We start from the raw sequence: 25,496 nt of genomic DNA, 5'->3' as shown, positions 1-25,496 counted from the left end.
GGCGTTCTCTTACCCTCCAGGGGAGGGTGAAAGCTGCGAGACCTGCATCAGCTTTTCGCAAGCTCACCCTCCAGCCCCCGCACCATCGCGCGCACGATCAGCGCGATCTCGGCGCGCAGTGCCGCGATCGGCACCGCGATCAGCTTCTGCTCGAGCCCGAGCGTCACCATGCCGTGCACGGCCGAGAACAGGCTGCGCGCGGTGACGCCCAATTCAGCAGCCGTGCGTTTCGGAAACAAGGCTGCGAGCGGCCGGTAGATGTGCCGGAACAGCGCCATCTGCTCGTCAACGGCCCATTCCGGCACCGGCTTGTCCGGCGCCATCCGGTGTTCGAACAGCGCGCGCCACAGTCCGGTATTGTCGGCCGCGAAGTCGCAATAGGCCACCGCGATGCGCACCAGCGTCTCCGCGGGCGAGGCGGGACCGCTGCTTTCGGCCGCGGTGAGGGCGGCGTCCAGCCGCGCCAGCGTGCGCGATCCCACCCGCAGGATCAGTTCATCCATGTCGGCGACCAGGTTATAGACCGCGCCATTGGCGCAGCCGATTTCCCGCGCCAGTTCGCGGGTTTTCAAGCCCGCCAGTCCGGCTGCGTTGATGCTCCGTTCCGCCGCCAGGATCAGCTCTTCGCGGAGTTTTTCACGTCTTTCCAAGGCTTTAGACATTGTTTCCATTTTTCTTGAGCAATGCTCAAATTTCTCTTGAGCAACGCTCAAGTCCCTGCTATATCCAATCCGTGAGCGATGCTCATAACAGGGAGTTGCAAATGTTCAAAACGGTTTTGACGCTTTTCCGGGGCAGCGTGGCTGTCGCGGGAGAAGAACTGGAGGGCCGCAATGCCCTTCTCATTCTCGACCAGCAGATGCGCGATGCGGCCTCCGCCGTCGACCGCGCCAAGCGGACGCTGGCGCTGGCGATCGCCCAGGACCAGCAGGAGGGCCGGCGGCTCGACGCCACCAATGCCCGGATCGCCGATCTGGAAGTCCGTGCCACCGCGGCGCTCGATGGTGGCCGGGAAGATCTCGCAAGGGAAGCCGCCGAAGCGATTGCCGGCCTCGAGGCCGACCGCGACGCCGCGATGACCGCGCGGGCGCTGTTCGCCTCGGAGATCACGCGGCTGAAGCGCCACGTCGCCAACGCCGAGATGCGCATCACCGAACTCGATCGCGGCCGCCGTATCGCCCGCGCCTCGGAAGCGGTTCGCAATTTGCGCCGCGGCGGCATCGAAGCCGCGCGTCCCTACGAATCCACGCTGCCGGAAGCCGAGCAGACGCTGAAGCGCCTGCGCGAACGTCAGCTGGAAGCAGCCGCCGCCGATCAGGCCCTGATTGAAATCGACGCCGCCAACGGTCCGCTGGCGACCGCCGAAAAACTCGCCGAACAGGGTTTTGGGCCGCGGATGAAATCCACCGCCGATGACGTGCTGGCGCGGCTCCATGCCAAGCGCACGCAATCTGCCTGAACCCTGAGACTCTTCGAACCGAAAACCCGATCAATTTAAAACCCGTATCAACAGGAGATTATCATGAACCAGAATGTCCAGCCCCACAGTTCCGCCTGGGTTACCTTCACCTACGCCTCGTTCTGCGCGTCCTTCTTCATGGTCGCGGTCGGCGTGTTCTTCCTGCCGCTCGATCTGTGGATCAAGGGCTATCTCGCGATGGGCATCGTCATGCTGGTGCAGTCCTGCGTCACCCTGACCAAGACCGTGCGCGACATGCACGAGAGCGGCAAGCTGGTGAACCGCATCGAGGACGCCAAGGCCGAACGCATCCTGATGGATTTCAACAAGGCGGCGTAACGACGCGCGACCGATGCGCGCCCTTCACCCTCCCCTGGAGGGGGAGGGTCGACACGAATGCAATGAGCGGCGGGGTGGGGTGACGGTCTCTCGTTTCCAACAGTGTTCGGGTTGAGAGATCATCCCACCCCGTCCCGCAACCAACTGCCGCCCGTCACCGGCGCAGAACTGCCGCGACGGGTTTCACGCAAGATATGATGAAGGGATGACTTCAATGATGAGAGCGCTCGTGTTCGGCTTGGTGGGCCCCGTCCTCGGAGTCCTCATCGCCTTTTATCTTGTGGGCGAGGGACATCGCGACCCTTACGGTGTCCCGATAGTTCTTTTCTTCAGCCTGTTTGTATGTCCGATCGCCGGAACCGTTGATGGTGTTCTGGCTTATGTTGTGCCTATTTATCTGCGGGTGCCGTTGACCGCTACCGTCGGGGCGGCCAGTGCTGCCGGGCTCAGCGTCTTTCTGTTCGGGGGCAACTTGCTGCACACGCAGTTGCCGGTCGCAATCGTCGGCGCACTTTGCATGGCGATCTGTTCGCTGCTCTCGCATGATTACAACGTTCACCGCAGGACGACGGATCGGACCTGAACGCAGGTCCTGAATCAACACGACACAACGCACGACGCCGATGGAGCCGCAGCCAACAACTGGATCAGGGCAATGAAATCAACTTTCAAGCTATGGGCGATCGTGGGGGTAACCGTAGCTGCCTTGGCCGGCCTCGTTGCCGTTGTCGTGGTCTATCGGATGGAAATTATTCTTGGCGCGGCGTGCATGTTGGGCAACTGCATCTGACATCAATTCCCCTGCAGGGGCCCGTCTCCGGCGAATTTGCACCCGCCAATTCAAACATCCTTTACCCTTCTGCATCTCCGTCTCCCTGCGTCCGAGACTTCTTAAGGTTGTCATGCATAATTCCGCTACCGGGAAGGCGGCATGCGTCTTTTCCGAAGCGGCCAATCGATCCACCGATCGCAACATTCATTGCAGGAGACTCCCATGAACCAGACCGCCCAGCCCCACAGTTCCGCGTGGGTTACCTTCACCTACGCTTCGTTCGCCGGTGCGGCCTTCCTGGTCGCGGTCGGCGTCTATTTCCTGCCGGTCGATCTCTGGATCAAGGGCTATCTCGCGATGGGCATCATCATGCTGGTGCAATCCTGCGTTACCCTGACCAAGACCGTGCGCGACATGCACGAGAGCAGCAAGCTGGTGAACCGCATCGAGGACGCCAAGGCCGAACGCATCCTGATGGATTTCAACAAGGCCGCGTAACGGCACGCGAAGCGAACGCCGCCTTATACCTCCTCGCCGCTGCGCGGGGGGAGGGATAAGACCGCCCCTTCAAACATCCTTTACCCTGCCGCAACCCCGTGTCACCGCGCTCAAACCTCCTTAAGATGCGCCATGCACAACTCTTCCCGGATTACGGGCAGGCAGCATGGCGTCTTGGTGGAGCAACGGGGGACAAGTACGATCGGCGGTCGCGCAGCTGCGCGGCCATGCCGGCTTCTGGTGGCAGGCGCTGTCGCAACCCCAAATCGATATCACCTTGCGCACCCATGCCGGGCTCATCACCCGGATCGTCGAAAGTCCGGGACTGTCGCTCCCGGAAGCCGAACTCGAATCGCTCGTCGCGCAGCTGCGCATCGTCGCCGCCAGGACGCTGCCGGCGGAGAGCCTCACCTACGGCATCTTCTCCGGCGAGCGCGAAAAACTGTCGTGCGCCGTCGTCACCCTGATCTCGGAAGAAGCCACGGGACGCCCGGTCGCATTCAATGCCTTGTCGGTCATGCCCGTCGAACTCGACGGCGAGCCGGCGGAGGTGACCCATCTCGGCCTCGTCATGGTCGATCCCGACCAGCGCGGGCAGGGCCTGTCCTGGGTGCTGTACGGCCTGACCGCACTGGTGCTGTTCGTGCGCGACGGGCTGCGGCCGAAATGGATTTCCAACGTCACCCAGGTGCCCGCGGTGGTCGGCATGGTCTGCGAGACATTTTCGGATGTGTTTCCGTCGCCGCATCCGGGCGCGCGGCAGAGCTTTGCGCATCTGCAGCTGGCGCGCGGCATCATGCGCCGCCACCGCGCCGTGTTCGGCGTCGGCGACGAGGCCGGTTTCGACGAGGCCCGCTTTGTCATTGCCGATGCCTATACGGGCGGATCGGACGCGCTGAAGAAGACTTTCGAAAGCGCGCCCAAACATCGCGACCCGCAATACGAGGCGTTCTGCGCGCGCGAGCTCGATTACCCCAGAGGCGACGACATCCTGCAGATCGGCCGCATCGATCTCGCCGTCGCCCGCCGCTATCTGCTGCGCGAAGTGCCGCCCGGTTCGCTGCCGGCGTTGCTCGCCGCCGGCGCGGTGTTGTCGCTGCAGCGTCTGTTGCTCCCCGTTTTCTACTGGCTCGACGATAGCCGCGCCTTCGGCAGCTTGCGGCCGCGGCTGGGCGAAACCGATGGGCGGCAGCGATGACACCGGGCGTCATCGCCGGCTCCATCGTCAATCTGTGTGGCGCGATCGGTCTCGGCGTCGCCATGATGATGCTGCACCGGCGCGATCCCAGGAGTCCACTGACCAGGCGTCTGCTGGTCGCGCTCGGGTTCATCGCGACGCTGTTCCTGGTGCGTGGGGCGGCGTGGTGGACGGGAAGTGTCTGGCTCGACCGTCTCTCCATGATTCCGGCCGCGCTGGTGCCGCTCGGCGCGTTGCTCGTCACCGAAGGTATTTTGCGGCGGCACGCGCCCCGGCTCCTCAAGATCGCCGCCGTGGCCGGCGGTGTCGGGCTCGGTTTCGCCGGCGTCCTCGGCATGGAAAGTTTTACGGCCTATTACGTGTTGCTGGCGCTGTTCCAGCTGGCCGGCTTCGCCGCCTGCGGCTGGCTGTTGGAATTCAGGGACCGCGGCACGCTGCTGGCGTCGGAGAACCGCAGCATCGGCCGTCTTGCCGTCGGCGCCATTCTCGTCATCCCCTTCATCGTCACCGACTTCCAGGTGTTCGCGCCCGATATTCCCGTCAGACTCGGTGCCCTCGGTGCGCTGCTCGTTGTCACCGCGATCCTGATCGCGGGTGGCGGCGCGGAGACGCGCCGTCAGGCCCTTGCGATGACCGCATTGCGGCTTTCGAGCGCGGCGCTGCTCGGCGCGGCAGCGGCCTTCGTCTCACCCGACGTCGATGCCGCGCAGATCATGCGGTTCGCCACCATCGCGATGTCGGGCGTCCTGACCATCGGCCTGATGGTCGATGCGCTGCGAGCGCATTTCGAATCGCAGGTGCCGGGGGTGCTGAATTCGGTCGCGGCGTCGCCGGCGCGGACACGCGATGCGTTGATAGCGGAACTCGAGCGTCACCCGATCTTCGAGAGCGCAAGGCGCTGTCGCGAAAGCGATCTTGCGGCTTACGATCCGCCTCTGCTGCGCGACTTCCTGTCGACGCAACGGGTGCTGCGCCGCACCGAGGCGCCGTGGGGCCTCGCACCCACCGATCCGGCCGTCGAGCGCGCGGTGTCGCTGATGGCGGCCCATAGCGCTACCCACCTGATCATCCTGAACCACGATCCGGTCGACCTCATCGTGCTCGCGGTTCCCGTGATATCGGCCGATCCGGCCACGGAAACCGCGCTGGCGCTGGTGCGGCGCCTGCTGGCGCTGACGCCGGAAGAGGTTTGAGACCTGCAGAATTTTTCGCGACCACTGTCGAAAATGCCGATGCGGGTGTTATAAGGCCCGCCTCGGCATTCTCACGACAGGTGGAAGCGGATGGATAAGCGGGCGATGCGTGAAGAGGCCGAGCGCCTGATACGCGAAACCATGGAACGCAAGGCGCTGGTCGTGAAGCAGGGCAATACCCGCATCGAGACCACCTGCGGCAAATGTGGCGCGCCGAACCGCATCTCGGCGGAAAAGGGCGCGACCCGTGTCAAGTTCGCCTGCAAGCAATGCGGACACAAGCAAGAGACGCTGTGATCGGGACGCTCCTCCGAGACCCGTAGCCCGGATGGAGCCCTTGCGTAATCCGGGGCCGCCACATCATCCGCCCCCGATTGCGCCATTGGATCGGCGCTTTTATCCCGTCGGGCAAATCACTTCGGTTTATCGGAATCGATGTCAAGCCCTTTCGGCAAAAATATTTCTGTTTTTCGGAATTGAAAATCAGGCTATATGTTTCGCCATCCCGTCCCATTCAGAGGGGCGTTGCGCAAGGTCACCAATGCGGGACGGGGATGCGGTGGACGCGGATGGCGCTCTTGACCCGAGCGCTGGAAGTGGACGGCGAAATCGTATGGTCCTGACACCCCAGATGCTGGTGTCAAGTTCGCAGCTTAAGGCAGCGCGGGCGACGGTGGCAAAAGTGCATGGCTCACCGGGGAGACCACGTATAAGCCGTAAACCATTGCGCAGGGAAAGCCGGATGCCTCCGCTGAACCTGTATGCTCGTGTGCGTTTTTCTCGTGCATTATTGCACACGAGACCGCGGGTGCAGCGTGCACCCGGCTTTCCCTGCGCCCTCTGATTTCGAGGGTGGGGCGATTCGATAGCAAACCTCGGGCGAATCCAGCCGCGAGATCGCGAGGGTGTGTTTGCCGTGGTGTTCGAAAAACCCTCTCGCGTCGTCCCTGCGAACGCAGGGACCCATGACCCCGGTCGTCTGACGCAATGGCGCAGTGGTTCAACAAAGCCCGTTCACACCATACACAATCTCGACGGCACGGCGTATGGGTCCCTGCGTTCGCAGGGACGACGCTGAGAGATGTCACTCCCCCTTCACAAACCGCGCAAACGCCTCGGCGTAGTCCGGATGCCAGCGCGACAGCGCCGGGCGATTTTCGATGATGTCGCCGGCGGCCCACAGCATGCGGCGTTCGTCGAGGCTGCGCGGCACGTCGTTGTCGGGGCAGAGGATGTAGAAATCGCCCGCCGTCACGCGCTCGATCATGAAGTCGACGGTCTGCTCCGGCGTCCAGGCGCCGGCGGGTTTCTCGGTACGGCCGCGGGCGGTGAGGGCGGTGAAGACGTGGCCGGGAATGAAGAGATGCGCGCTGACCTTGCTGCCCGCGGTGTTGCGCAGCTCATGTTGCAGCGCCTCCGTAAAGGCCTTCACGCCGGCCTTGGAGACATTGTAGGCGGGATCGCCGGGCGGCGTGGTGATGCCTTGCTTCGAGCCGGTATTTATGATCAGGCCGGCCCGCCCGCGCTCGATCATGCGGGGCGCAAAGGCCTGCGAGCCATGGATGATGCCCCACAGATTGACGCCGAGAATACGCTGCCAGTTCTCCAGCGGGCCGAACAAGGTGCTGCCGGGCTGAATCCCGGCGTTGTTCATCAGGAGGTCGGCGCAGCCGAACCGCCTGCGCACCGCGTTCTCCAGTTCCGACACCTCTTCCATGCGGCTGACGTCGACCGCCATCGCCATGATATCGGCGGACGCGCCTCGCGCCACGGACGCCAGCTTCGCTTCGGCCTCCTTGAGCCGGTCGCCGCCGAGATCGGCGATGCAGACCTTCATGCCGAGACCGGCAAAGCGCATCGCGGCGGCAAGCCCGATGCCGGAAGCCCCGCCGGTGATGACGGCGACATGGTTGGGGGCGATGGCTGGATGGGACACGCGTTCCTCCCTGGTTCTAGGCACGGCATCGCGGACGATGGCGATGCAGCAGCCCTACCATGCACGAAACCGCATGGGAGGTCTTCATAACAGGCGATCTCGCCCAGCCAGCCTTTTGTGGGCGGCGGGAACCGGCTACACAGCCATTTCAAGAACAATCAACCGGGGCGGACATGAAATTGACGTCGTTGTTTTCACCACTCACCATCGGACCGTATCAGCTCCAGCATCGCGTCGTGATGGCGCCACTGACGCGGATGCGGGCGGAAAAGCCTTCACTCGCGCCCCGGCCGCTCAATGTGGAATATTATGCGCAGCGCGCCACGGCGGGCGGCCTGATCATCGCCGAAGCTTCGCCGGTGTCGGCGACCGCGTTCGGAAGCCCAGGCGTCCCCGGCATCTATACGGACGCGCAGATCAAGGGCTGGCGCGACGTCGTCGATGCCGTTCACGCCAGGGGCGGCGTGATCTTCCTGCAGCTCTGGCATGTCGGCCGCGTCTCGCATTCCTCGTTCCAGCCCGGCGGCGTGCTGCCGGTGGCGCCTTCGGCGGTGCCGATTCCGGCCGAGTTGAAGACGGCAACGGCGGATGGCAAGTCGACGAGTTATGAGACGCCGCGCGCGCTGGAGACTGCAGAGGTCGCCGGCGTCGTCGAGGCCTTCCGGCAGGCCGCCGCCAACGCCAGGGCGGCCGGTTTCGATGGCGTCGAAATCCACGGCGCCAACGGCTATCTCATCGAGCAGTTCCTGCAGTCGCACACCAATTTGCGCACCGACCAGTATGGCGGTTCGATCGAGAACCGCACGCGCTTCCTGATGGAAATCACGCAGGCCGTGATCGGCGTCTGGGGCGCCAACCGCGTCGGCGTGCGGCTGTCGCCCTATGGCGTCGCCAATGGCAGCGGCGAGCCCGATCCGATGCCGCTCTACAGCCACGTCATTGGGGCGCTCGATCCGCTCGGCCTCGCCTATCTGCATTTCGTCGAGCCGCGCTCCAGCGGCTCCGGCCGCGCCGAGGTCAACTGGCAGAACGTGCCATCGGCAATGGTGCTGTTCCGGCCGATGTGGAGCGGGGTGCTGATTTCGGCCGGTGGATTCACAGGCGAGACCGCGGATGCGGCGATCAGGGACGGCTACGCCGACGCCATCGCGTTCGGACGAATTTTCATTTCCAATCCCGATTTGCCACGCCGGCTGCAGCACGGTTTCCCGCTGACGCCGTACAACCGCGCGACCTTCTATGGCGGCGATGTCGCGGGGTATACGGATTACCCTGTTCATGATGAGCTGGTGAAGGCGTGAGAACGCAGCGCGGAAGCTTCGAAGTGTAATTCGGCACCAATGCATCAACGTCATTGCGAGCGCAGCGAAGCAATCCATAGCCCAGCAAAGGAAGAATGGATTGCTTCGTCGCAAGCGCTCCTCGCAATGACGTGGAGGGAGCGAGCAAAATGGCAAAGGCAGCGACAGCGGTTGGAATAGCCAGCGGCCAATGCCTCTGCGGCAAGGTCGCCTTCGAGATCGATACCCCCGCGCGCTGGGCCTGGCACGATCATTCGGCGGCATCGCGGTGCGCCCATGGCGCGGCCTATGCGACCTATGTCGGCAGCTGGCGCAAGCGGTTTCGGGTGACGAAAGGCAAGGCCGCCATCACCCGATTCGAGGACAAGGCGACCAGGACGGTACGCAGCTTCTGTACGCATTGCGGCACGCCGCTGGTCTATGAGCGCCCGCGCTCACCGCACATGGTCAACATCCCGCGTGCGCTGTTTGCGGGCCGCACCGGCCGGCAGCCGCTCTATCACATCGCGATCGAGCAGCTGCAGGAGTGGACCTGGTCCGGCGAGCCGCTGGTGCCGCTGAAAGGTTTTCCCGGCGTGGTGTGGCAGCGCTCGAAAAGGAAGAAGCGCGTCGAGCACGAGGGGATGTTCTGAAACGTGGTGGGCGCGATCAGCCGGGCCGCGGGATCGCGATCAGGCGCAGAAAACTCATCAGGCTGCCGATCGCGGCGACGCCCGCGGCCAGTGCGAGCGCCACCACGGCGCCATCGCGGCCGACGAAGCTGAAACAGGATGCGGCCAGCGCCGCACCGATGGTTTGTCCGGTGAGACGGGCGGTCGCCACGATACTGCTGGCGCTGCCGCTGCGGCCTGCCGGGGCGCTCGACATCAGCGCCTTGAGATTGGGAGCCTGGAAGAAGCCAAATCCGCATCCGCACAGCGCCATGCGCCAGACGATATCGGCGGTCGCGGGCGCCGCCGGCAGTGTGGCCAGCAGTCCCATTCCGAGGCAGAGCAGCGCCAGGCCGATGCCGCCGAGGATCCCGGCCGGATAGCGGTCCGACAGGCGGCCCGCGATCGGCGCCATGATCGCGACCACCAGCGGCCAGGGCGTCATGAACAGGCCGGTCTCGACTGCGGTGCGGTGCAATGTTTCCTGGAAGTAGAAGGGCAGCGCCACGAACGCCAGCCCCTGCACCACGAACGAGCAGACGGCGGTGGCCGCCGACAGCGCGAAGATCGGCAGTCGAAACAGGTCGACGGGAAGCATCGGCGCGGGATGACTGGCGTGCCGGCGGATCAGAAGCCAGCCGAGCGCGATCCCGACTACCAATGCGACCCCGACCAGCCCGACGGCGGCATGATGCGCCGCGCCGCTGATCCCGATGATGATGAGGCCGAGAGCGCCCGCTGCCATCATGGCGCCGACGAAGTCGAACGGGTGAACCGCCCGCGGCGGTCGCGGCAGCGTCTTCAATCCGATCGCGATCGCGATCAGGCCGATGGGAATGTTGACGGCGAACAGCCACGGCCACGGCCCCAGCGCCAAAATGCCGGCCGCGACCGTCGGCCCGAGCGTCGTCGCGGTCGCAACGGTCAGCGCGTTGTAGCCGAACGCGCGGCCGAGCAGGCGGCTCGGATAGACGAAGCGCACCAGCGCGGTGTTCACGCTCATCAGGCCGCTGGCGCCCAGCCCCTGCAGCGTGCGTGCCACCAGCAGGCTCTCCAGCGACCACGCGCAGGCGCTGGCGAGCGACGCCACTGTGAACAGCAGCAATCCGCCCAGATAGATTCGCTCGTGACCGACGATTTCGCCGAGCGCGCCGAGCGGCAGCAAGGTCGCCACCAGCGCGATCTGATAGACGTTGACGACCCAGATGACATCGGCGGGGCTGACATGCAGGTCGGCGGCGATGGCGGGAAGCGCGATGTTGGCGATCGCGGTATCGAGCGATGCCACGGCGACCGCGATGAAGATCGCCGCCACCGCCCAGCGCCGGCGCTCGGCCGGCAGACCATCATGCGGGGATGGTCCCTTCGCCGAACCAGCTGCTTCCGACATCGCGGGGAGTGCTCCAGACCTGATAATACGGCCTTCGGCCATGTGGTTTTCAAAGCCACTATGAATCAACCGACCGCCAATACAATAGCGGAAGCGCGCGTGCCGGCGCAGGGCTGCCATGACCGCGCTTCCTTGCAACGGATGGTGCGGATCAGCCATGATGGCAACACCCGCAGGTCAACGAGCCCCGGGGAGGAGGAGACATTTGATGAATCGTATTACCGGGCGCTCGGCGTTCCTGGCACTGCTCAAGGACGAGGGCATCACCCATCTGTTCGGCAATCCCGGCACCACCGAATTGCCGATCATGCACGCCCTGAAGGAACATCCCGATCTCACCTATGTGATGGCGATGCAGGAGAGCCTGGTGGTCGCCATCGCCGACGGCTACAGCCGCGCCTCGGGCAAGCTCGTCGCCTGCAACGTCCATGTCGCGCCCGGGCTCGGCAATGCGATGGGTTCGCTGTTCAATGCCAGCTTTACCGGTACGCCGATGATCCTCACGGCCGGCCAGCAGGAGCAGGGCCACGGCCTGATGGAGCCGGTGCTGTACGGGCCGCTGGTGCAGATGGCCGAGCCACTGGTGAAATGGGCGGTCGAAGTGACGCGGCTGGAAGACCTGCCGCGGATCGTGCGCCGCGCCGCCAAGATCGCGATGACGCCGCCGACCGGGCCGGTGTTCATCTCGCTGCCCGGCGATATCCTCAATGCCGAGGCCGGCATCGAACTGGGCAGTTCGACCCGCGTCGATACGAGGGTCAGGCCGTCGGACGAGTCGCTGCAGGCGCTGGCGCAGCGGATCCTGAAGGCGCAAAATCCCGTCATCATCACCGGCGACGAAATCGTCAAGAGCGACGCGCTGCGGGAAGCAGCCGATCTGGCGGAAGCGCTGGGCGCGCCCGCCTATCAATGCTCGACGCCCTACGGCGCGCATTTCCTGTCGGAGAGCCCGTGCTTCATGGGCGCGCTGTCGCGGCTGCAGAAGCAGGTGCGCGAGGTGCTGTCGCCCTACGATCTCGTGATCGTGCTCGGCGCCGATCCCCTGCGGATGTCGGTCTACAGCGAAATCGATCCGCTGCCCGAGGGCATGCCGATCGTGCAGATCGGGCTGGTCGACTGGGACCTCGCCAAGAATTACAGCGCCGAGATCGCGCTGAAGGCCGATGTGAAGGAAACCCTGCGCGTGCTGGTCCCGGCGTTGAAAATCGCCGGTGGCGCTGCGCTTGAGACGCGGGCGAAGCAGGGGCTGGCGGCGCTGGCATCGAAGAACTGGACCGCCAAACGCAAGATGCTGGTCGAACAGATTTCAAAGGCAAGAGATCGTTCGCCGATCGATCCGGACTGGCTGGCGCTGCAGGTGGTGGAGGCGATGCCGGAAAATGCCATCCTGGTCGACGAGGGACTGACATCGTCGCGCCAGATTCTGGCGCTGCGTCCGCATCGCGACCGCTACGGCTATCACGCGCTGGCTTCCGGCGGCATCGGCTGGGGACTGCCGGCCTCGGTCGGCGTCAGCCTGGCCAATCCCGACCGTCCCGTGGTGTGTTTCTCCGGCGACGGCAGCGCGATGTATTCGATCCAGGCGCTGTGGACCGCGGCGCATCACAAGCTGCCGCTGACCGTGGTGATCGTCAACAATGGCGGCTACCGCATCATCAAGCAGCGGCTGCTGGCATTTCACGGCGACGATCACTACGTCGGCATGGATTTCGCCGATCCCAAGGTGGATTTCACGGCACTGGCAAAATCACTCGGGCTCGAAGCGATGCAGATCACCGAGGCGAAGGATGTCGCGGCGGCGCTGAAGTCGGCGTTCTCAAGGCCCGGTGCCAAGCTGATCGAGGTGGTGGTGGACGGTACCGTCTAACAACGTCATTGCGAGCGAAGCGAAGCAATCCATCTTTCTTTGTGTGGCGACATGGATTGCTTCGTCGCAAGTGCTCCTCGCAATGACGATGAGAGCTGTTTACTCCGCCGCCTTCGCCCGCACGTTCGGCCGGTGCTGCACCGCCGGATGCGGGGCGCCGAGGCGCGCACGCCCCGCGCCGAACAGTTTTTCGCGCAGCGTGCCTTCGGCGTAGGCCTGCTTGTAACGGCCGCGCCGGGTCAGCTCCGGCACCAGCATGTCGGCAATATCCTCGAAATCGCCCGGCGACACCGCGAACGGCATGTTGAGGCCGTCGACGTCGGTCTGCTCGAACCAGGTTTCGATCGCGTCGGCGACCGTTTCCGGTGTGCCGACCGCGACCGGCCCGGCGCCGCCGATACCGACATGCTGGGCGACCTCGCGCACGGTCCAGACCCGGTCGGGATCGGCGCGGGTGATGTTGTCCATCGCGCTGCGGCCGGCGTCGTTCTCGACATGGCGGACCTGCTGGTCGAGGTCATAGGTCGAGAAGTCGACGCCGGTCCAGCCGGACATCAGCGTGAGCGCGCCCTCGGGATTGATGTGGCTGCGATAATCGGCGTACTTGGCCTTCGCCTCGGCTTCGGTTCGCCCGAGAATGACGGTGAACATGCTGAACATCAGGATCTCGGCCGGGTTGCGCCCGCCCTTCGCCGCGAGTTCGCGAATCGCTGCCACGCGCGGTGCGATGATCTTTGCCGATGGCCCCGACATGAACACGCATTCGGCATGCTCGGCGGCGAACTGTCGCCCGCGCGGCGAGGTGCCGGCCTGGTACAGCACGGGGGTGCGCTGCGGCGAGGGTTCGCAGAGGTGAATGGCATCGACGCGGTAGTTTTTTCCTGCGTGAACGACGCGATGCACCTTGGCGGGATCGGTGAAGATACCGCGAGCTCGGTCGCGCAGCACCGCATCGTCCTCCCAGCTGCCTTCCCAGAGCTTGTAGACCACCTCCATATATTCGTCGGCGACGTCGTAGCGGTCGTCATGCCCGGTCTGCTTGTCCTTGCCGGCGGCCTTGGCTGCGCTGTCGAGATAGCCGGTCACCACGTTCCAGCCGACCCGCCCCTCGGTCAGATGATCGAGCGTCGACATCCGCCGCGCGAACGTGTAGGGCGGCTCGTAGGACAGGTTCGAGGTCACGCCAAAACCGAGGTTCTCGGTGACGGCCGCCATCGCCGGGATCAGCAGCATGGGATCGTTGGCCGGCACCTGCGCGGCGTTGCGCAAGGCAGCGTCCGGGCTGCCGCCGAACACGTCGTAGACGCCGAGCACGTCGGCGAGAAACAGCCCGTCGAACCGCCCGCGCTCCAGCGTTTTCGCCAGATCGATCCAGTACGGCAGCCGGTTATATTCGCTGGTGCGGTCGCGCGGATGGGTCCACAGCCCCGGCGACTGATGCGCGACGCAGTTCATGGCGAAAGCGTTGAGCCGGATCTGCTTTTTCATGATCGACGAACCTCGAGGCGCCCCGCGGGGGTCCACCCTGTCATTCGCCCGATCTGAACGCCGGGCTGCGAACAAAATTGTTGCATTCCGGCTGTGCTTAGCAAAGCAAATTGTCCGCGTCGCGCCCACTTCCGGTCGGCGCCGGTTATCGCTACGTTGAGCCAAGGCCGAAAGGTCATGACCAAAAAATCAGCTGCAAAAGAGAAGACATGACCAGAGCCGATGCCATCGCCGGAGCGCGCCAACAGCTTCATTCCGGCGAATTCCTCGCCGAACTCGACCGCAGGGTCGCTTATCGGACCGAAAGCCAGAAGCCTGGCAGCGGCGATGCCTTGCGCGCCTATCTGGAGCACGGCCTGAAGCCGGCATTTGCGCAGCTCGATTTCTCCTCGCGGTTGATCGAATCGCCGACCGGAAAGGGTCCTTATCTGGTCGCGGCGTATCAGGAGAACGCGTCGGCGCCGACCGTCCTGATGTACGGGCATGGCGATGTCGTCGACGGCATGGAAGGCGAATGGCGCGACAATCTCGATCCGTGGCGGACCACCGTGTCGGGCAATCGGGTTTACGGCCGCGGTACCGCCGACAACAAGGGCCAGCACAGCATCAATATGGCGGCGCTGTCGGCCGTGCGCGCGGCGCGCGGCGGCAAGCTCGGCTTCAATGCCAAATTCATCATCGAGACCGGCGAGGAGATCGGCTCGCCTGACTTGCGCGTTGTATGCGAGGCGTTGCGCGAGGAGTTGAAGGCTGATCTGTTTCTGGCATCCGACGGGCCGCGGCTGTCGGCCGATCGGCCGACCATCTTCCTCGGCTGCCGCGGCGGCTTGCGGATTCATCTCGACGTCAAGCTGCGCGACGGCGCGCATCATTCCGGCAATTGGGGCGGCGTGCTCGCCAATGCCGCGACCATCCTGGCGGGCGCGATCGCCTGCCTGGTCGACCACAAGGGACGCATGCAACTGGATCAGTTGAAGCCGCCGCGCATTTCCAACGCGATTCGCGCGGTGCTGGCCGATGTGAAGGTCGAGCCGACAGCCGATGAACCGGCCCTGTCGGAGAATTGGGGCGAGGAGGGGCTGTCGGCGGCCGAACGGCTTTATGCGTGGAATACGCTGGAAGTGCTGGCAATGTCGTCAGGCAACATTGCAAGCCCCGCCAATGCAATCCCCGGTGAGGCGCATGCGGTGCTGCAGCTGCGCTTCGTCGTCGGCACCCGGATCGACCAGGTCGTCGACGCAGTGCGGGCGCATCTGCACAATAACGGGTTTGCGATGGTCGAGGTGAGCGCGGCCCAGAGCTTTGCCGCGTCACGCACCGATTTCGACAGCCCCTGGGTCGGCTGGGCGGCGGAATCGATCCGACAGACCACCGGAAAGGCGCCGGCGATCCTGCCGAATTTCGGCGGATCGCTGCCCAATGACGTGTTCTCCGAAGGGCTGGGTCTGCCCACGATCTGGGTGCCGCATTCCTATCCCGGCTGCTCGCAGCATGCGCCGGATGAGCACATTCTGCTTAACGTGACCGAAGAGGCGCTGGGCATCATGGCCGGCCTGTTCTGGGATCTGGGCGAGAGGCCACGCGGTCGGCCATGAGTTCCGTTGACTATGCCGGTGCCGCTGAACAACGGTAATGCGATGAACAAGGCATCAGACTCCCAAACACGGCTGAAGGCGACGTTCCGGGTCAAGTTGAACGGCAAGACCGTTGCGATCGAGACCGTCGGCCAGGCTTACGGCTTCATCAGCAGCCTCAACTCGGTCGAGTGGATGGAATTCAAGTCGCTGCACAGCGATGCGAAGGCCGCGCTCGAGGCCGCAGCCGAAGATGGCATGCTGATCGTGCAGGCAACCAACGCGCTGCGCGCCCTGTTCGCGCGCGCCAAACTGCTCTGAAAACTCAAAGGCCGCTCTGAAGCCTGGACTAACCTAGGCGCCTTCCTCCAGCGCCACCAGTTCGCGCTTCTTGCGGAACGAGGGCAGCAGCGGGCCGACCAGCAGCACCACCGCAATCGCCAGGCATACCGCCGAGATCGGACGCTCGACGAAGGTCCAGAGATCGCCCTGCGACAGGATCAGCGATTTGCGCAGGTTGTTTTCCAGCATCGGTCCCAGCACGAAGGCCAGCACCAATGGGGCGGGTTCGTAGCCGATCTTGCGCATGAAATAGCCGATCACGCCGAAGGCGATCATGACATAGACGTCGAACACGTTGTTGCTGGAGCAATAGACGCCGATGATGGTGAACAGGATGATCAGCGGGAACAGGATGTTGTACGGCAGCTTCAGGAGCTGAACCCACATCCCGATCAGCGGCAGATTGAGCACCAGCAGCATGACGTTGCCGATATACATGCTGGCGACGATGCCCCAGAACAGGCCGGGGTTCTGCGTGATCATCAGCGGGCCGGGCTGCACCCCGTGGACGACGAAGGCGCCGAGCAGCAGCGCCATCACCACGTTTGGCGGAATGCCGAGCGTCATCAGCGGAATGAAGGCGCCGCCGGCGGCGGCGTTGTTGGCGGCTTCCGGCCCCGCGACGCCCTCGATCGCGCCGTTGCCGAACCGTTCCGGCGTCTTCGACAGCCGCTTCTCCAGCGCGTAGGACGCAAACGAGGAGATCACCGAGCCGCCGCCCGGCAGAATCCCCAGGAAGAACCCGAGGATGGTGCCACGCCCGATCGGGCCCGCGCTGGCCTTCCAGTCCGCCTTGTTCGGCAGCAGCTGCGTGATTTTGGCGTTGATGACGTCGCGCTTGATCAGTTGCTCGGTATTGATCAATACCTCGGCAATGCCGAACAGGCCCATCACCACGGGCACCAGACCGATGCCGTCGATCAGTTCCAGGCGGCCGAAGGTCAGGCGAGGTTGTGCCGTGATGCTGTCGAGCCCGATCAGGCCGAGCACGATGCCGATGCAGGCCATCAAGAGTGCCTTCGCCATCGAGCCCTGGGTCAGGAAGGTCAGAACCACCAGTCCCAGAACCATCAGGCTGAAATACTCCGCCGGTCCGAATGCAATCGCGACGCTGGCGAGCGACGGCGCCACCAGCATCAGTGCAATCAGCGCGAAAGTGCCGGCGATGAACGAGCCTAGCGCCGAGATGCCGAGCGCCGGCCCGGCGCGGCCCTGCTTGGCCATCTGATGGCCGTCGATGCAGGTCACCACCGAGGCGGCTTCGCCGGGGATGTTGACCAGGATCGAGGTGGTGGAGCCGCCATACATCGAGCCGTAATAGATGCCGGCCATCATGATGATGCCGGACTCCGGCGTTCCCGACAGCGTGATCGGCAACAGCAGCGACATCGCCGAAATCGGACCGATGCCGGGTAGCACGCCCACCAGCGTGCCGACGAACACCCCGATGAAGCAGTAGAGCAGGTTGATCGGTAAAAGCGCGATGCCGAAGCCGTGCCCGACATTGAGAAGAGTTTCCATATTCTCAGTCCAGTCAGCCAATTTCCAGGATGCCCGAAGGCAACTGGATCAGGAGCAGGCGCTTCAGGACCCACCACACCCCGAGCGGCGCGAGCAGGGCGATCGGAATGGCCAGCGACCAGCGCACCGGATCGATCAGGCGCAGCAGCAGCAACATCAGCGGTATCGTGGAGAGCAGGAATCCGAGTGGATTGAGCGCAAAGGAAAACGCGATGAGCGATGCGATGACCAGTAGCGGCTTGGTCCAGCGCGCGTCCTTCCAGCGTGAGCCAAAGGTCGGACCGCCCTCGGTCGCCGCCGCGACGATGATGGTAACGGCGAACACGCACATCAGCAGGCCGGTGTAGAACAGCACGAAGCCGGAGCCGGGATCGTTGATGGTCCCCAGCCTGAGCTTGAGGCCCGACCAGACGACGAAGGCGCCGAGCGCGAGGCCAATCAGCCCGCCCCACAGCTCGGAGTTGTTGAGGCGGAGTTTGACGTTGGTTTGATCGGTCATCGATTTTTTCTCAGGCGTTCCCCGGACGCAGCGCAGCGCCTTCGGTGCGCTGCAGAGCCGGGGTCCATAACGCGGGTGTAGGTCCCGGCTCTGCGGTGCAGCGCCGAAGAAGCGCTGCACCGTGTCCGGGACATGATAGCGGTCAATTCTTCTTCTTCGCCAGGCCAAGCGTCTCGATCACCTTGAGTTCGGAATTGGTGACCTCGGTGACGAACTTCTTGTAGTCCTCGGTATTCTTGTAGTTCGGAACCATGTCGAATTTGGCCAGCGTTGCGATCACGGCGGGATCGTCGAGCGCCTTCTTGAAGGCGTCGTGCAGCTTGGCGACGATCTTGGGATCCATGCCTTTCGGCCCGGCGATACCGAACGGTGAATCATAGACCATGGGATAACCGAGTTCCTTGAGCGTCGGCACGTTGGGGAAATTAGGCGACCGCGCCGAGGTCCACACCATCAGGAGCCGAAGCTTGCCGGCGTCGACCAGCGGACGCCAGCCGGTGGAATCGGCCTGCAACATGGTGTGCTGGCCAAGCACCGCGGCATTGGTTTCCGCGCCGCCCTTGAACGGCACCTGTGTAAGCTTGATTCCCGCCAGCGTGGCGATCTGTTCCATGCCGATGTGCAGCGACGTTCCGGCGCCGGGCGTTGCGTAAGTCACCTTGCCGGGATTGGCCTTGGCAAAATCGACCACGTCCTTCCAGGTCTTGAACTGCGACTCGGCGCTGGTGGTGACGCCGAAGGTGTAGCCGGTAAGATGAACGATGTAGCTGAAGTCCTTGGCCGGATCCCACGATACCTCCTGCATTAGCGGCAGGCGGAAGACGGTAATCGGGATTTGCGCGATGGTGTAGCCATCGGGCTTGCCGGCTGCCACCATGGTCGCCGGACCGACCGTGCCGCTGCCGCCAGCCTTGTTGTCGATCGTGACCGGCTGGCCGAGGATCTTGGATGCGCTCTCGGCGATCGCCCGCATCGAGATGTCGGTCGAGCCGCCCGCGGGCCAGGGCACGATCAGGGTGATCGGCTTGGTGGGATACTCCTGCGCACCGGCGCTGGCGGACATCAGCATGCCGACCGCTGCAAAAGCGATCATCAAACGATTTCGTCGGAACATTCTGCTTCTCCCTGCGGCCCGCTCACGACGAGACCGGCATTGTTCTGTTTATGGTTTCAATCTTCCCCGAAAACGGTTGGGAAGAAAAGCACCTAATCGCTGTGCCAGGGGCATTCCGCCCGGAATCGGGCACATCCGGCGGTTGGCCTGCCGTGCCACGGAAAACGCCGGCCGGCCGGCGCGACCCTGGCGCATCGCGGGAGTCCTCCAAACGGCCCATTGCGATGGCCTTACGTTCGGGTCATAGATATGGGGACCGGAAGCGCCTGTTCCGTTCATATTGCCAATGTCGGCATTGCAGGAAAACGCCTGCTTGAAGCCTATGACGCCATCCCCCGATGCCTCCGACGCCGCCGTGATCAAGGCGTTTGTCGGAATTCCCGGGCTGCTCGAGCAGGCGCCTGCATTGATGGCGCGCGGCCGTGCGCAGGCGTCGGTCCTGATACGGTCCTGGCGTTTCTCCTGTCGCGCGACGTCGGCGGCCTGGTGGGAGCCGCGCCGCAAGGCGAACCGCGGCCGCGATCGGCGGCGCCAGCGTCACCATCATGGAACAACTCGGTCATTTTCCGATGAGCGAGAACCCCGGGCAATTTCGCCGCTATATTGCGCCGGTCCTGAGCGAGATCTTCCAGCAGTCGACGATATCAACCAAGCAAGGAGCACACGTATGAAACGCAATGCTATGATCGGCTACACGCTCGCCGCCGCGCTCTGCGCGGGACCGGCGATGGCGCAGGAACTCACCGGGACGCTGAAAAACATCAAGCAAACCGGCGCCATCACCCTTGGCTTCCGCGACTCGTCGATTCCTTTTTCCTACCTCGACGACAACCAGAAGCCGATCGGCTACGCCATGGACATCTGCTACAAGATCGTCGATGCCGTGAAGAAGGAGCTCAAGCTCGACAAGCTCGAGGTCAAGCTCAATCCGGTGACGTCATCGACGCGGATTCCGCTGCTGGCCAACGGCACGATCGATCTCGAATGCGGTTCGACCACCAACAATGCCGAGCGACAGAAGCAGGTCGCCTACACCAACACCCACTTCCTGACCGCGAGCCGCTACGTCACGAAGAAATCCAGCAAGATCAACTCGATCGACGACCTCAAGGGCAAGCCGGTGGTTTCGACATCGGGCACCACCAACATCAAGCAACTGACCGAGGCCAGCGCCGAACGCAAGCTTGGCATCAACATCATTCCGGCCAAGGATCACGCCGAAGCCTTCCTGATGGTCGAGACCGACCGCGCCGTGGCCTTCGTGATGGATGATATCCTGCTGGCGAGCCTGGTTGCCGGCTCGAAGGCGCCGGGCGATTACGTCATCTCGAAGGACGCGTTCTCCAAGCCGGAGCCTTACGGCATCATGCTGCGCAAGGACGACCCGGCCTTCAAGAAGGTGGTCGATGCGGCAACGGCCGCGCTCTATATGGGCGGCGAGGGCCAGAAGATCTACGATAAATGGTTTACCCAGAAGATTCCGCCCAAGGGCCTGAACCTCAACGTGCCGATCGACGCAAAGCTGAAGAACGAGTTCGCCAAACCGTCGGATTCGGCGGATCCGGATTCCTACAAGTAGGCAAACGGGTGCTTCCGCCCATGCAATGGCCCGGCCATTGCATGGGCGCGTTTCGGTGGCATAACGGACGGTAGGTCCTCGTGAGTTACAACTGGAACTGGAGCATCTTCTTCGAGCCGGCCCCGGGCGGGACCGGCACCTATTTCGATATGCTGCTCAGGGGGCTGTGGCTGACCATCCAGACCGGGGTGTGCGCCTGGATCATCGCGCTGGCGTTCGGCTCCGTGATCGGCGTGCTGCGAACTCTGCCGTCGAAAACCGCCTACTGGATCGGGTTCGCTTACGTCGAATTCTTCCGCAACATGCCGCTGCTGGTGCAGCTGTTCCTCTGGTTCTTCGTGCTGCCGGAATTGCTGCCGCGGAGCTGGGGGCTCTGGCTGAAGCAGATTCCCGATGCGCCGTTCTATACCGCGGCGATCGGGATCGGGCTGTTCATGTCGGCGCGCGTCGCCGTGCAACTGGCTGCCGGCATCGCCTCGCTGCCGCGCGGGCAGAAGCAGGCCGCGACCGCGCTCGGGCTGACCACGTTTCAGGCCTATCGCTACATTCTGTTGCCGATTGCGTTTCGCATCATCATGCCGCCGTTGACCTCCGAGTTCCTCAACACCATCAAGAACACCGCGGTCGCGATCACCATCGGCCTGATCGAACTGACCGGCCAGGCGCGGTCGATGCAGGAATTCTCGTTCCAGGTGTTCGAGGCTTTCACCGCCGCGACCGTGATGTATCTGCTGATCAACATCGTCGTCGTCGTCGGCATGCGCTTCCTCGAACGCAGCCTGGCGATCCCCGGCTACATCACGGGGAAATAGCGCCATGTTCGTCAATTTCGATTTCGACGTCATCCGCCGCTCGCTCGGCTACCTGTTCCTCGACGGCATGACGTTCACGCTGACCCTGACCGCGCTGTCCGCGCTCGGCGGCATCGTCTTCGGCACGCTGATCGCGCTGATGCGACTGTCCGGGTTCAAGCTGCTCGGCCGCATCGCCGGGCTCTATGTCGACTTCATGCGGTCATTGCCGCTGGTGCTGGTGATCTTCTGGTTCTATTTCCTGGTGCCCTATATCGGGCAGTGGGTGACCGGCGCCTCGCGCCCGGTCAACGTCGGCGCCTTTACCTCCGCGCTCGTCACCTTCATCATGTTCGAGGCGGCGTATTTTTCCGAGATCATGCGCGCCGGCATCCAGTCGATCTCGAAGGGGCAGCCGGCCGCCGCCAATGCGCTGGGCCTGACCTACGCCCAGACCATGCGCTACGTCGTGCTGCCGCAGGCGTTCCGCAACATGCTGCCGGTGCTGCTGACGCAAACCATCGTCCTGTTCCAGGACACCTCGCTGGTCTATGTGCTGTCGATGCCGGATTTCCTCGGCGCCGCGAGCAAGGTGGCGCAGCGTGACGGCCGGCTGGTCGAAATGTACCTGTTCGCGGCGGTGGTCTATTTCACGATTTCCTGCGCCGCCTCCTTCGCCGTCCGGCGCCTGCAGGCGCGTATCAGTATCGTCCGTTAGGGAAGCGCGCATGATCGAGATCAGTCACGTCGACAAATGGTACGGGCCTACTTTCCAGGCGCTGAAGGATTGCACCACCAGCGTCGCCAAAGGCGAGGTGGTAGTGGTGTGCGGCCCCTCCGGCTCGGGAAAATCGACGCTGATCAAATGCGTCAATGCGCTGGAGCCGTTCCAGGGCGGCGATATCATTCTCGATGGCATCAAGGTCAACGATCCCAGGACCGACTTGCCGAAACTGCGCGCCCGAGTCGGCATGGTGTTCCAGCATTTCGAACTGTTTCCGCATCTGAAGATCATCGAGAATCTGTGCCTGGCGCAGGAAAAGGTGCTGGGACGGTCGCATGACGAGGCCGTCGCCAAGGCGGAGAAGCTGCTCGATCGGGTCGGGTTGAAGGAGCATGCCCGCAAATATCCCGCCGAATTGTCCGGCGGTCAGCAGCAGCGCGTCGCCATCGCGCGAGCGCTGGCGATGGACCCGATCGCCATGCTGTTCGATGAGCCGACCTCGGCGCTCGATCCCGAAATGATCTCCGAAGTGCTCGACGTCATGGTCGATCTCGCCCGCGAGGGCATGACCATGATGGTGGTCACCCATGAAATGGGCTTTGCCAGGAAAGTCGCGCACCGTGTCATCTTCATGGACCGGGGCGAAATCGTCGAGGATGCCCTGAAGGAGGATTTCTTCGGCAGCCCGCGCAGCGACCGCGCGCAGAAGTTTTTGTCGAAGATTCTGGCGCATTAGTGGGGGCTGGTTCAGGCCTATCCACGTCATTGCGAGCGAAGCGAAGCAATCCAGCTTGATCGCAGCAAGGCTGGATTGCTTCGTCGCGGAGCCTGTCGTCGGGCGCGCGTTCGCGCGACCCGTTGGCTCCTCGCAATGACGAGGATGTTCGGTCTACGCTTGATCACCCAAATTCGTCGTTCAAGCCTTAACATTTTGCGTATATAACGCAGCCAAATCCGCTTCGCCCCCTGCAGGAGAACCCGCTTGGAACAGATCGCTTACGTCAACGGTTCGTTTGTGCCGATGTCAGAGGCCAAGGTCTCGATACTGGACCGCGGCTTTCTGTTTGCCGACGGCATCTACGAAGTCGCCGCCGTGCTCGACGGCAAGCTGATCGACAATGCCTCGCATCTGGCGCGGCTGGAGCGTTCGGTCGGCGAGATCTCGCTGGCATTGCCGGAAACGATCGACCGCATCCAGGAAATCCAGCGGGAGCTGGTCACGCGCAATCATCTCGTCAACGGCATGGTCTATCTGGAGGTGACGCGCGGCGCCGATACCGGGCGCGATTTCGCGTTTCCCAAAGGCGACGTCAAGCCGACGCTGGTGATGTTCACCTCGGTCAAGGACATCGTGAACGCGGAATCGGCCAAAACCGGCATCGGCGTCATCACCGTGCCCGACCTGCGCTGGGTCAGGCGCGATATCAAGAGCGTGGCTTTGTTGGCGCAGGTCCTGGCAAAGCAGGCCGCGGCGGAAGCCGGCGCCGGCGAGGCCTGGATGATCGAGGACGGCAAGGTCACCGAAGGCGGCTCGTCGTCCTGCTTCATCCTGACCCAGGACGACGTGATCGTGACCCGGCACAATTCATCCGCGATCCTGCCGGGATGCACCCGCAAGGCGGTGGTCGCCCTCGCCGCCGAGCGCCAGCTGCGCATCGAGGAGCGGCCGTTCACGATCGAGGAAGCCCTTGCCGCCAAGGAAGCCTTCATCACCAGCGCCACCGTCTTCGTGCAGGCGGTGGTAACGATCGACGGCAAGACCATCGCCAACGGCAAACCGGGGCCGATGACCAACCGCCTGCGCGAGATCTATGTCGATTTCGCCAGGGCTACTGCGGTCTGAGTTCTGCGCCCGGCCGCCGCGACAACGCCGTATCTGGATCGGGCGGCGGCAATGCCATATTCTCGGATCTGGTCGATCGCTTTGCCGTCAGGTCAATGCATGTCTTTGCGCGATTCAAGGTCATCCCGTGCCTCGACTTTCCTGTTGGTCAGGATGGTCGCTGCCATCGCCACGGCCGTGGTCTCGTTGCCGGGCGTCGCGGCTGCGTTCGGGCCCCCGCCGGGGGCCGAACTGTCGGTCGAGAAGCTCCAGCGGATCGACGATTTCTTCAATGGCGAAATCGCCGCCGGCAAAATTCCCGGCGCCATCGTTCTGATCCAGCGCCGCGGCCAGCCGGTGTATTTCAAGAGCTTCGGCAAGCGCAATGTCGACACCGGCGTGCCGATGACGACGGACAGCATCTTCCCGATTCATTCCGTCACCAAGACCATCACCAGCGTGGCGGCCATGATGCTGGTCGACCGCGGCAAGATCGCGCTTGCCGATCCCGTCAGCAAATACATTCCCTCCTTCGCCGCGATGAAGGTCGCCGTCGAGCGGAAGGATGAAAGAGGCAAGCCGGTGCTCGATCTGGTGCCGCCGGGCCGGCCGGTCACGATCGAGGACTTGCTGCTGCAAACCTCCGGCATCACTTATGGCTTCTATGGCGAAGGCCTGGCCAAATCGGCCTATGAGGGCATCTATCTCGGCGATTTCGACAATGCCGAATTCGCCGAACGGATCGCGAAGGTGCCGCTGACCGGGCAGCCGCGCACGCTTTGGGATTATGGGCATTCGACCGACGTGCTCGGCCGCGTGATCGAGGTCGCCTCCGGCCAGTCGCTCTATCAGTTCGAGAAGACGCAGCTGCTCGATCCGCTCGGCATGACCTCGACGAAATTCTTCCTGACCGATCCGGCGGAGCGGGCGCGTTACGCCTGGCCGCTGCCGAAGGACCGCCATGTCGAGCGCAACTCGCTCGATGTCACGCGGTGGGAATCCGGCGGCGGCGGCATGGTCTCGACCATCACGGATTTCGCCCGCTACGCGCAGATGCTGCTGAATGGCGGGACGCTGGAGGGCAAGACCTATCTCAGCCCGGCGACATTTGCTGCGATGACAACAGACCATATCGGGCCGGGGTCCGGGGTCGAGCGCAACTATTTCTATTTTCCCGGCGACGGGTTCGGCTTTGGCTACGGGTTCGGCATCCGCACCGATCCCGGCAACGCCGTGCCGCCGCCACCCGGCTCGCCCGGGGAGATCAAGTGGGATGGCGCGACCGGCGTGTATCTGGTGATTGACCGCGCGCAGGACATGTTTTTCGTGCTGATGGAGAACACCCCGTCCGAGCGCGTCCGGATACAGGCCAGGCTGAAAAAGATCATTTACGACGCGTTCTCGAAGTGATTTGAACGGGGCAAACGGACCGGCCCGGT

The 25,496-nt window shown here is 63.7% G+C and carries 26 protein-coding genes; 19 read left to right on the top strand and 7 right to left on the bottom strand.

What is annotated here, in order from left to right:
- Nucleotides 1-47: 47 nt before the first annotated feature.
- Entirely contained in the window at nucleotides 48-662 is a 615-nt protein-coding gene (locus tag Q7U29_RS21075) for a TetR/AcrR family transcriptional regulator (RefSeq protein ID WP_304744470.1), read from the bottom strand.
- 101 nt (nucleotides 663-763) lie between these two features.
- On the opposite strand from Q7U29_RS21075, the gene Q7U29_RS21070 reads away from it, so the two are divergent.
- The 8 genes from Q7U29_RS21070 (at nucleotide 764) to Q7U29_RS21035 (ending at nucleotide 5,756) form a co-directional block, all read left to right on the top strand.
- Entirely contained in the window at nucleotides 764-1,459 is a 696-nt protein-coding gene (locus Q7U29_RS21070) for a PspA/IM30 family protein (protein ID WP_304744469.1), read from the top strand.
- Between the two features lie 63 nt (nucleotides 1,460-1,522).
- Complete coding sequence (locus Q7U29_RS21065) at nucleotides 1,523-1,798, top strand: YiaA/YiaB family inner membrane protein (RefSeq protein ID WP_304744468.1); 276 nt, start codon at nucleotides 1,523-1,525, stop codon at nucleotides 1,796-1,798.
- A gap of 214 nt (nucleotides 1,799-2,012) precedes the next feature.
- The gene (locus Q7U29_RS21060; protein ID WP_304744467.1) at nucleotides 2,013-2,381 is read left to right on the top strand and encodes a hypothetical protein; all 369 of its coding nucleotides are present in this window, start codon (nucleotides 2,013-2,015) and stop codon (nucleotides 2,379-2,381) included.
- Between the two features lie 72 nt (nucleotides 2,382-2,453).
- Nucleotides 2,454-2,588 carry a hypothetical protein gene (locus Q7U29_RS21055; RefSeq protein WP_304744466.1) on the top strand — a complete coding sequence of 45 codons (135 nt, stop codon included), beginning with the start codon at nucleotides 2,454-2,456 and terminating at the stop codon, nucleotides 2,586-2,588.
- A 204-nt stretch (nucleotides 2,589-2,792) separates the two neighbouring features.
- Nucleotides 2,793-3,068 (top strand): YiaA/YiaB family inner membrane protein, encoded by a 276-nt coding sequence (locus Q7U29_RS21050; protein WP_304744465.1) that lies wholly within the window; start codon nucleotides 2,793-2,795, stop codon nucleotides 3,066-3,068.
- Nucleotides 3,069-3,234: 166 nt separating this feature from the next.
- Complete coding sequence (locus Q7U29_RS21045) at nucleotides 3,235-4,266, top strand: hypothetical protein (RefSeq protein WP_304744464.1); 1,032 nt, start codon at nucleotides 3,235-3,237, stop codon at nucleotides 4,264-4,266.
- Entirely contained in the window at nucleotides 4,263-5,459 is a 1,197-nt protein-coding gene (locus Q7U29_RS21040; protein ID WP_304744463.1) for a hypothetical protein, read from the top strand. The genes Q7U29_RS21045 and Q7U29_RS21040 overlap by 4 nt, the downstream gene beginning before the upstream one ends.
- A 90-nt stretch (nucleotides 5,460-5,549) precedes the next feature.
- Entirely contained in the window at nucleotides 5,550-5,756 is a 207-nt protein-coding gene (locus tag Q7U29_RS21035; protein ID WP_304744462.1) for a hypothetical protein, read from the top strand.
- A 787-nt stretch (nucleotides 5,757-6,543) separates the two neighbouring features.
- Here Q7U29_RS21035 and Q7U29_RS21030 read toward each other — a convergent pair.
- A complete protein-coding gene (locus Q7U29_RS21030) occupies nucleotides 6,544-7,395 on the bottom strand; it encodes an SDR family NAD(P)-dependent oxidoreductase (RefSeq protein WP_304744461.1) in 852 nt (283 codons plus the stop codon).
- Nucleotides 7,396-7,568: 173 nt separating this feature from the next.
- Between Q7U29_RS21030 and Q7U29_RS21025 the strand changes: the two genes are divergently transcribed.
- Together Q7U29_RS21025 and Q7U29_RS21020 are read left to right on the top strand one after the other, a co-directional pair.
- A complete protein-coding gene (locus tag Q7U29_RS21025; RefSeq protein WP_304744460.1) occupies nucleotides 7,569-8,696 on the top strand; it encodes an alkene reductase in 1,128 nt (375 codons plus the stop codon).
- A gap of 149 nt (nucleotides 8,697-8,845) precedes the next feature.
- Entirely contained in the window at nucleotides 8,846-9,328 is a 483-nt protein-coding gene (locus tag Q7U29_RS21020) for a GFA family protein (RefSeq protein ID WP_304744459.1), read from the top strand.
- A gap of 16 nt (nucleotides 9,329-9,344) precedes the next feature.
- On the opposite strand, the gene Q7U29_RS21015 is transcribed toward Q7U29_RS21020, so the two are convergent.
- Entirely contained in the window at nucleotides 9,345-10,736 is a 1,392-nt protein-coding gene (locus Q7U29_RS21015; protein WP_304744458.1) for an MFS transporter, read from the bottom strand.
- Nucleotides 10,737-10,941: 205 nt separating this feature from the next.
- On the opposite strand from Q7U29_RS21015, the gene Q7U29_RS21010 reads away from it, so the two are divergent.
- The gene (locus tag Q7U29_RS21010; RefSeq protein WP_370691805.1) at nucleotides 10,942-12,603 is read left to right on the top strand and encodes a thiamine pyrophosphate-binding protein; all 1,662 of its coding nucleotides are present in this window, start codon (nucleotides 10,942-10,944) and stop codon (nucleotides 12,601-12,603) included.
- 99 nt (nucleotides 12,604-12,702) lie between these two features.
- Here Q7U29_RS21010 and Q7U29_RS21005 read toward each other — a convergent pair whose 3' ends face one another.
- A complete protein-coding gene (locus Q7U29_RS21005; protein WP_304744456.1) occupies nucleotides 12,703-14,091 on the bottom strand; it encodes an LLM class flavin-dependent oxidoreductase in 1,389 nt (462 codons plus the stop codon).
- Nucleotides 14,092-14,300: 209 nt separating this feature from the next.
- Between Q7U29_RS21005 and Q7U29_RS21000 the strand changes: the two genes are divergently transcribed.
- Both Q7U29_RS21000 and Q7U29_RS20995 read left to right on the top strand, forming a co-directional pair.
- On the top strand, nucleotides 14,301-15,686 hold the full coding sequence (locus Q7U29_RS21000) for a M20 family metallopeptidase (RefSeq protein ID WP_304744455.1): 1,386 nt from the start codon (nucleotides 14,301-14,303) through the stop codon (nucleotides 15,684-15,686).
- A 42-nt stretch (nucleotides 15,687-15,728) separates the two neighbouring features.
- Nucleotides 15,729-15,986, top strand: coding sequence for a hypothetical protein (locus tag Q7U29_RS20995; protein ID WP_304744454.1), 258 nt, complete (start codon nucleotides 15,729-15,731; stop codon nucleotides 15,984-15,986).
- A 33-nt stretch (nucleotides 15,987-16,019) separates the two neighbouring features.
- Here Q7U29_RS20995 and Q7U29_RS20990 read toward each other — a convergent pair whose 3' ends face one another.
- From Q7U29_RS20990 to Q7U29_RS20980, 3 genes are all read right to left on the bottom strand, one after another.
- Complete coding sequence (locus Q7U29_RS20990; RefSeq protein ID WP_304744453.1) at nucleotides 16,020-17,528, bottom strand: tripartite tricarboxylate transporter permease; 1,509 nt, start codon at nucleotides 17,526-17,528, stop codon at nucleotides 16,020-16,022.
- Between the two features lie 13 nt (nucleotides 17,529-17,541).
- Complete coding sequence (locus Q7U29_RS20985) at nucleotides 17,542-18,027, bottom strand: tripartite tricarboxylate transporter TctB family protein (RefSeq protein WP_304744452.1); 486 nt, start codon at nucleotides 18,025-18,027, stop codon at nucleotides 17,542-17,544.
- 142 nt (nucleotides 18,028-18,169) lie between these two features.
- Nucleotides 18,170-19,141 carry a tripartite tricarboxylate transporter substrate binding protein gene (locus Q7U29_RS20980; RefSeq protein ID WP_370691804.1) on the bottom strand — a complete coding sequence of 324 codons (972 nt, stop codon included), beginning with the start codon at nucleotides 19,139-19,141 and terminating at the stop codon, nucleotides 18,170-18,172.
- Nucleotides 19,142-19,808: 667 nt separating this feature from the next.
- Here Q7U29_RS20980 and Q7U29_RS20975 point away from each other — a divergent pair.
- The 6 genes from Q7U29_RS20975 (at nucleotide 19,809) to Q7U29_RS20950 (ending at nucleotide 25,467) form a co-directional block, all read left to right on the top strand.
- Nucleotides 19,809-20,720 carry an amino acid ABC transporter substrate-binding protein gene (locus tag Q7U29_RS20975; protein WP_370691803.1) on the top strand — a complete coding sequence of 304 codons (912 nt, stop codon included), beginning with the start codon at nucleotides 19,809-19,811 and terminating at the stop codon, nucleotides 20,718-20,720.
- An 80-nt stretch (nucleotides 20,721-20,800) separates the two neighbouring features.
- Nucleotides 20,801-21,532, top strand: a complete 732-nt coding sequence (locus Q7U29_RS20970; RefSeq protein ID WP_304744450.1) for an amino acid ABC transporter permease — start codon at nucleotides 20,801-20,803, stop codon at nucleotides 21,530-21,532.
- A 4-nt stretch (nucleotides 21,533-21,536) separates the two neighbouring features.
- Nucleotides 21,537-22,229, top strand: a complete 693-nt coding sequence (locus Q7U29_RS20965; protein WP_304744449.1) for an amino acid ABC transporter permease — start codon at nucleotides 21,537-21,539, stop codon at nucleotides 22,227-22,229.
- A gap of 10 nt (nucleotides 22,230-22,239) precedes the next feature.
- Nucleotides 22,240-22,971: an amino acid ABC transporter ATP-binding protein gene (locus tag Q7U29_RS20960; protein ID WP_304744448.1), complete on the top strand. Its 732-nt coding sequence runs from the start codon at nucleotides 22,240-22,242 to the stop codon at nucleotides 22,969-22,971.
- Nucleotides 22,972-23,217: 246 nt separating this feature from the next.
- On the top strand, nucleotides 23,218-24,078 hold the full coding sequence (locus Q7U29_RS20955) for a D-amino-acid transaminase (protein ID WP_304744447.1): 861 nt from the start codon (nucleotides 23,218-23,220) through the stop codon (nucleotides 24,076-24,078).
- Nucleotides 24,079-24,231: 153 nt separating this feature from the next.
- Nucleotides 24,232-25,467 carry a serine hydrolase gene (locus Q7U29_RS20950; RefSeq protein ID WP_304744446.1) on the top strand — a complete coding sequence of 412 codons (1,236 nt, stop codon included), beginning with the start codon at nucleotides 24,232-24,234 and terminating at the stop codon, nucleotides 25,465-25,467.
- Nucleotides 25,468-25,496 lie beyond the last annotated feature (29 nt).

This window comes from Bradyrhizobium sp., from assembly GCF_030654605.1.
Lineage (GTDB): Bacteria > Pseudomonadota > Alphaproteobacteria > Rhizobiales > Xanthobacteraceae > Bradyrhizobium.
This window is presented reverse-complemented; position numbering and strand designations above follow the sequence as displayed.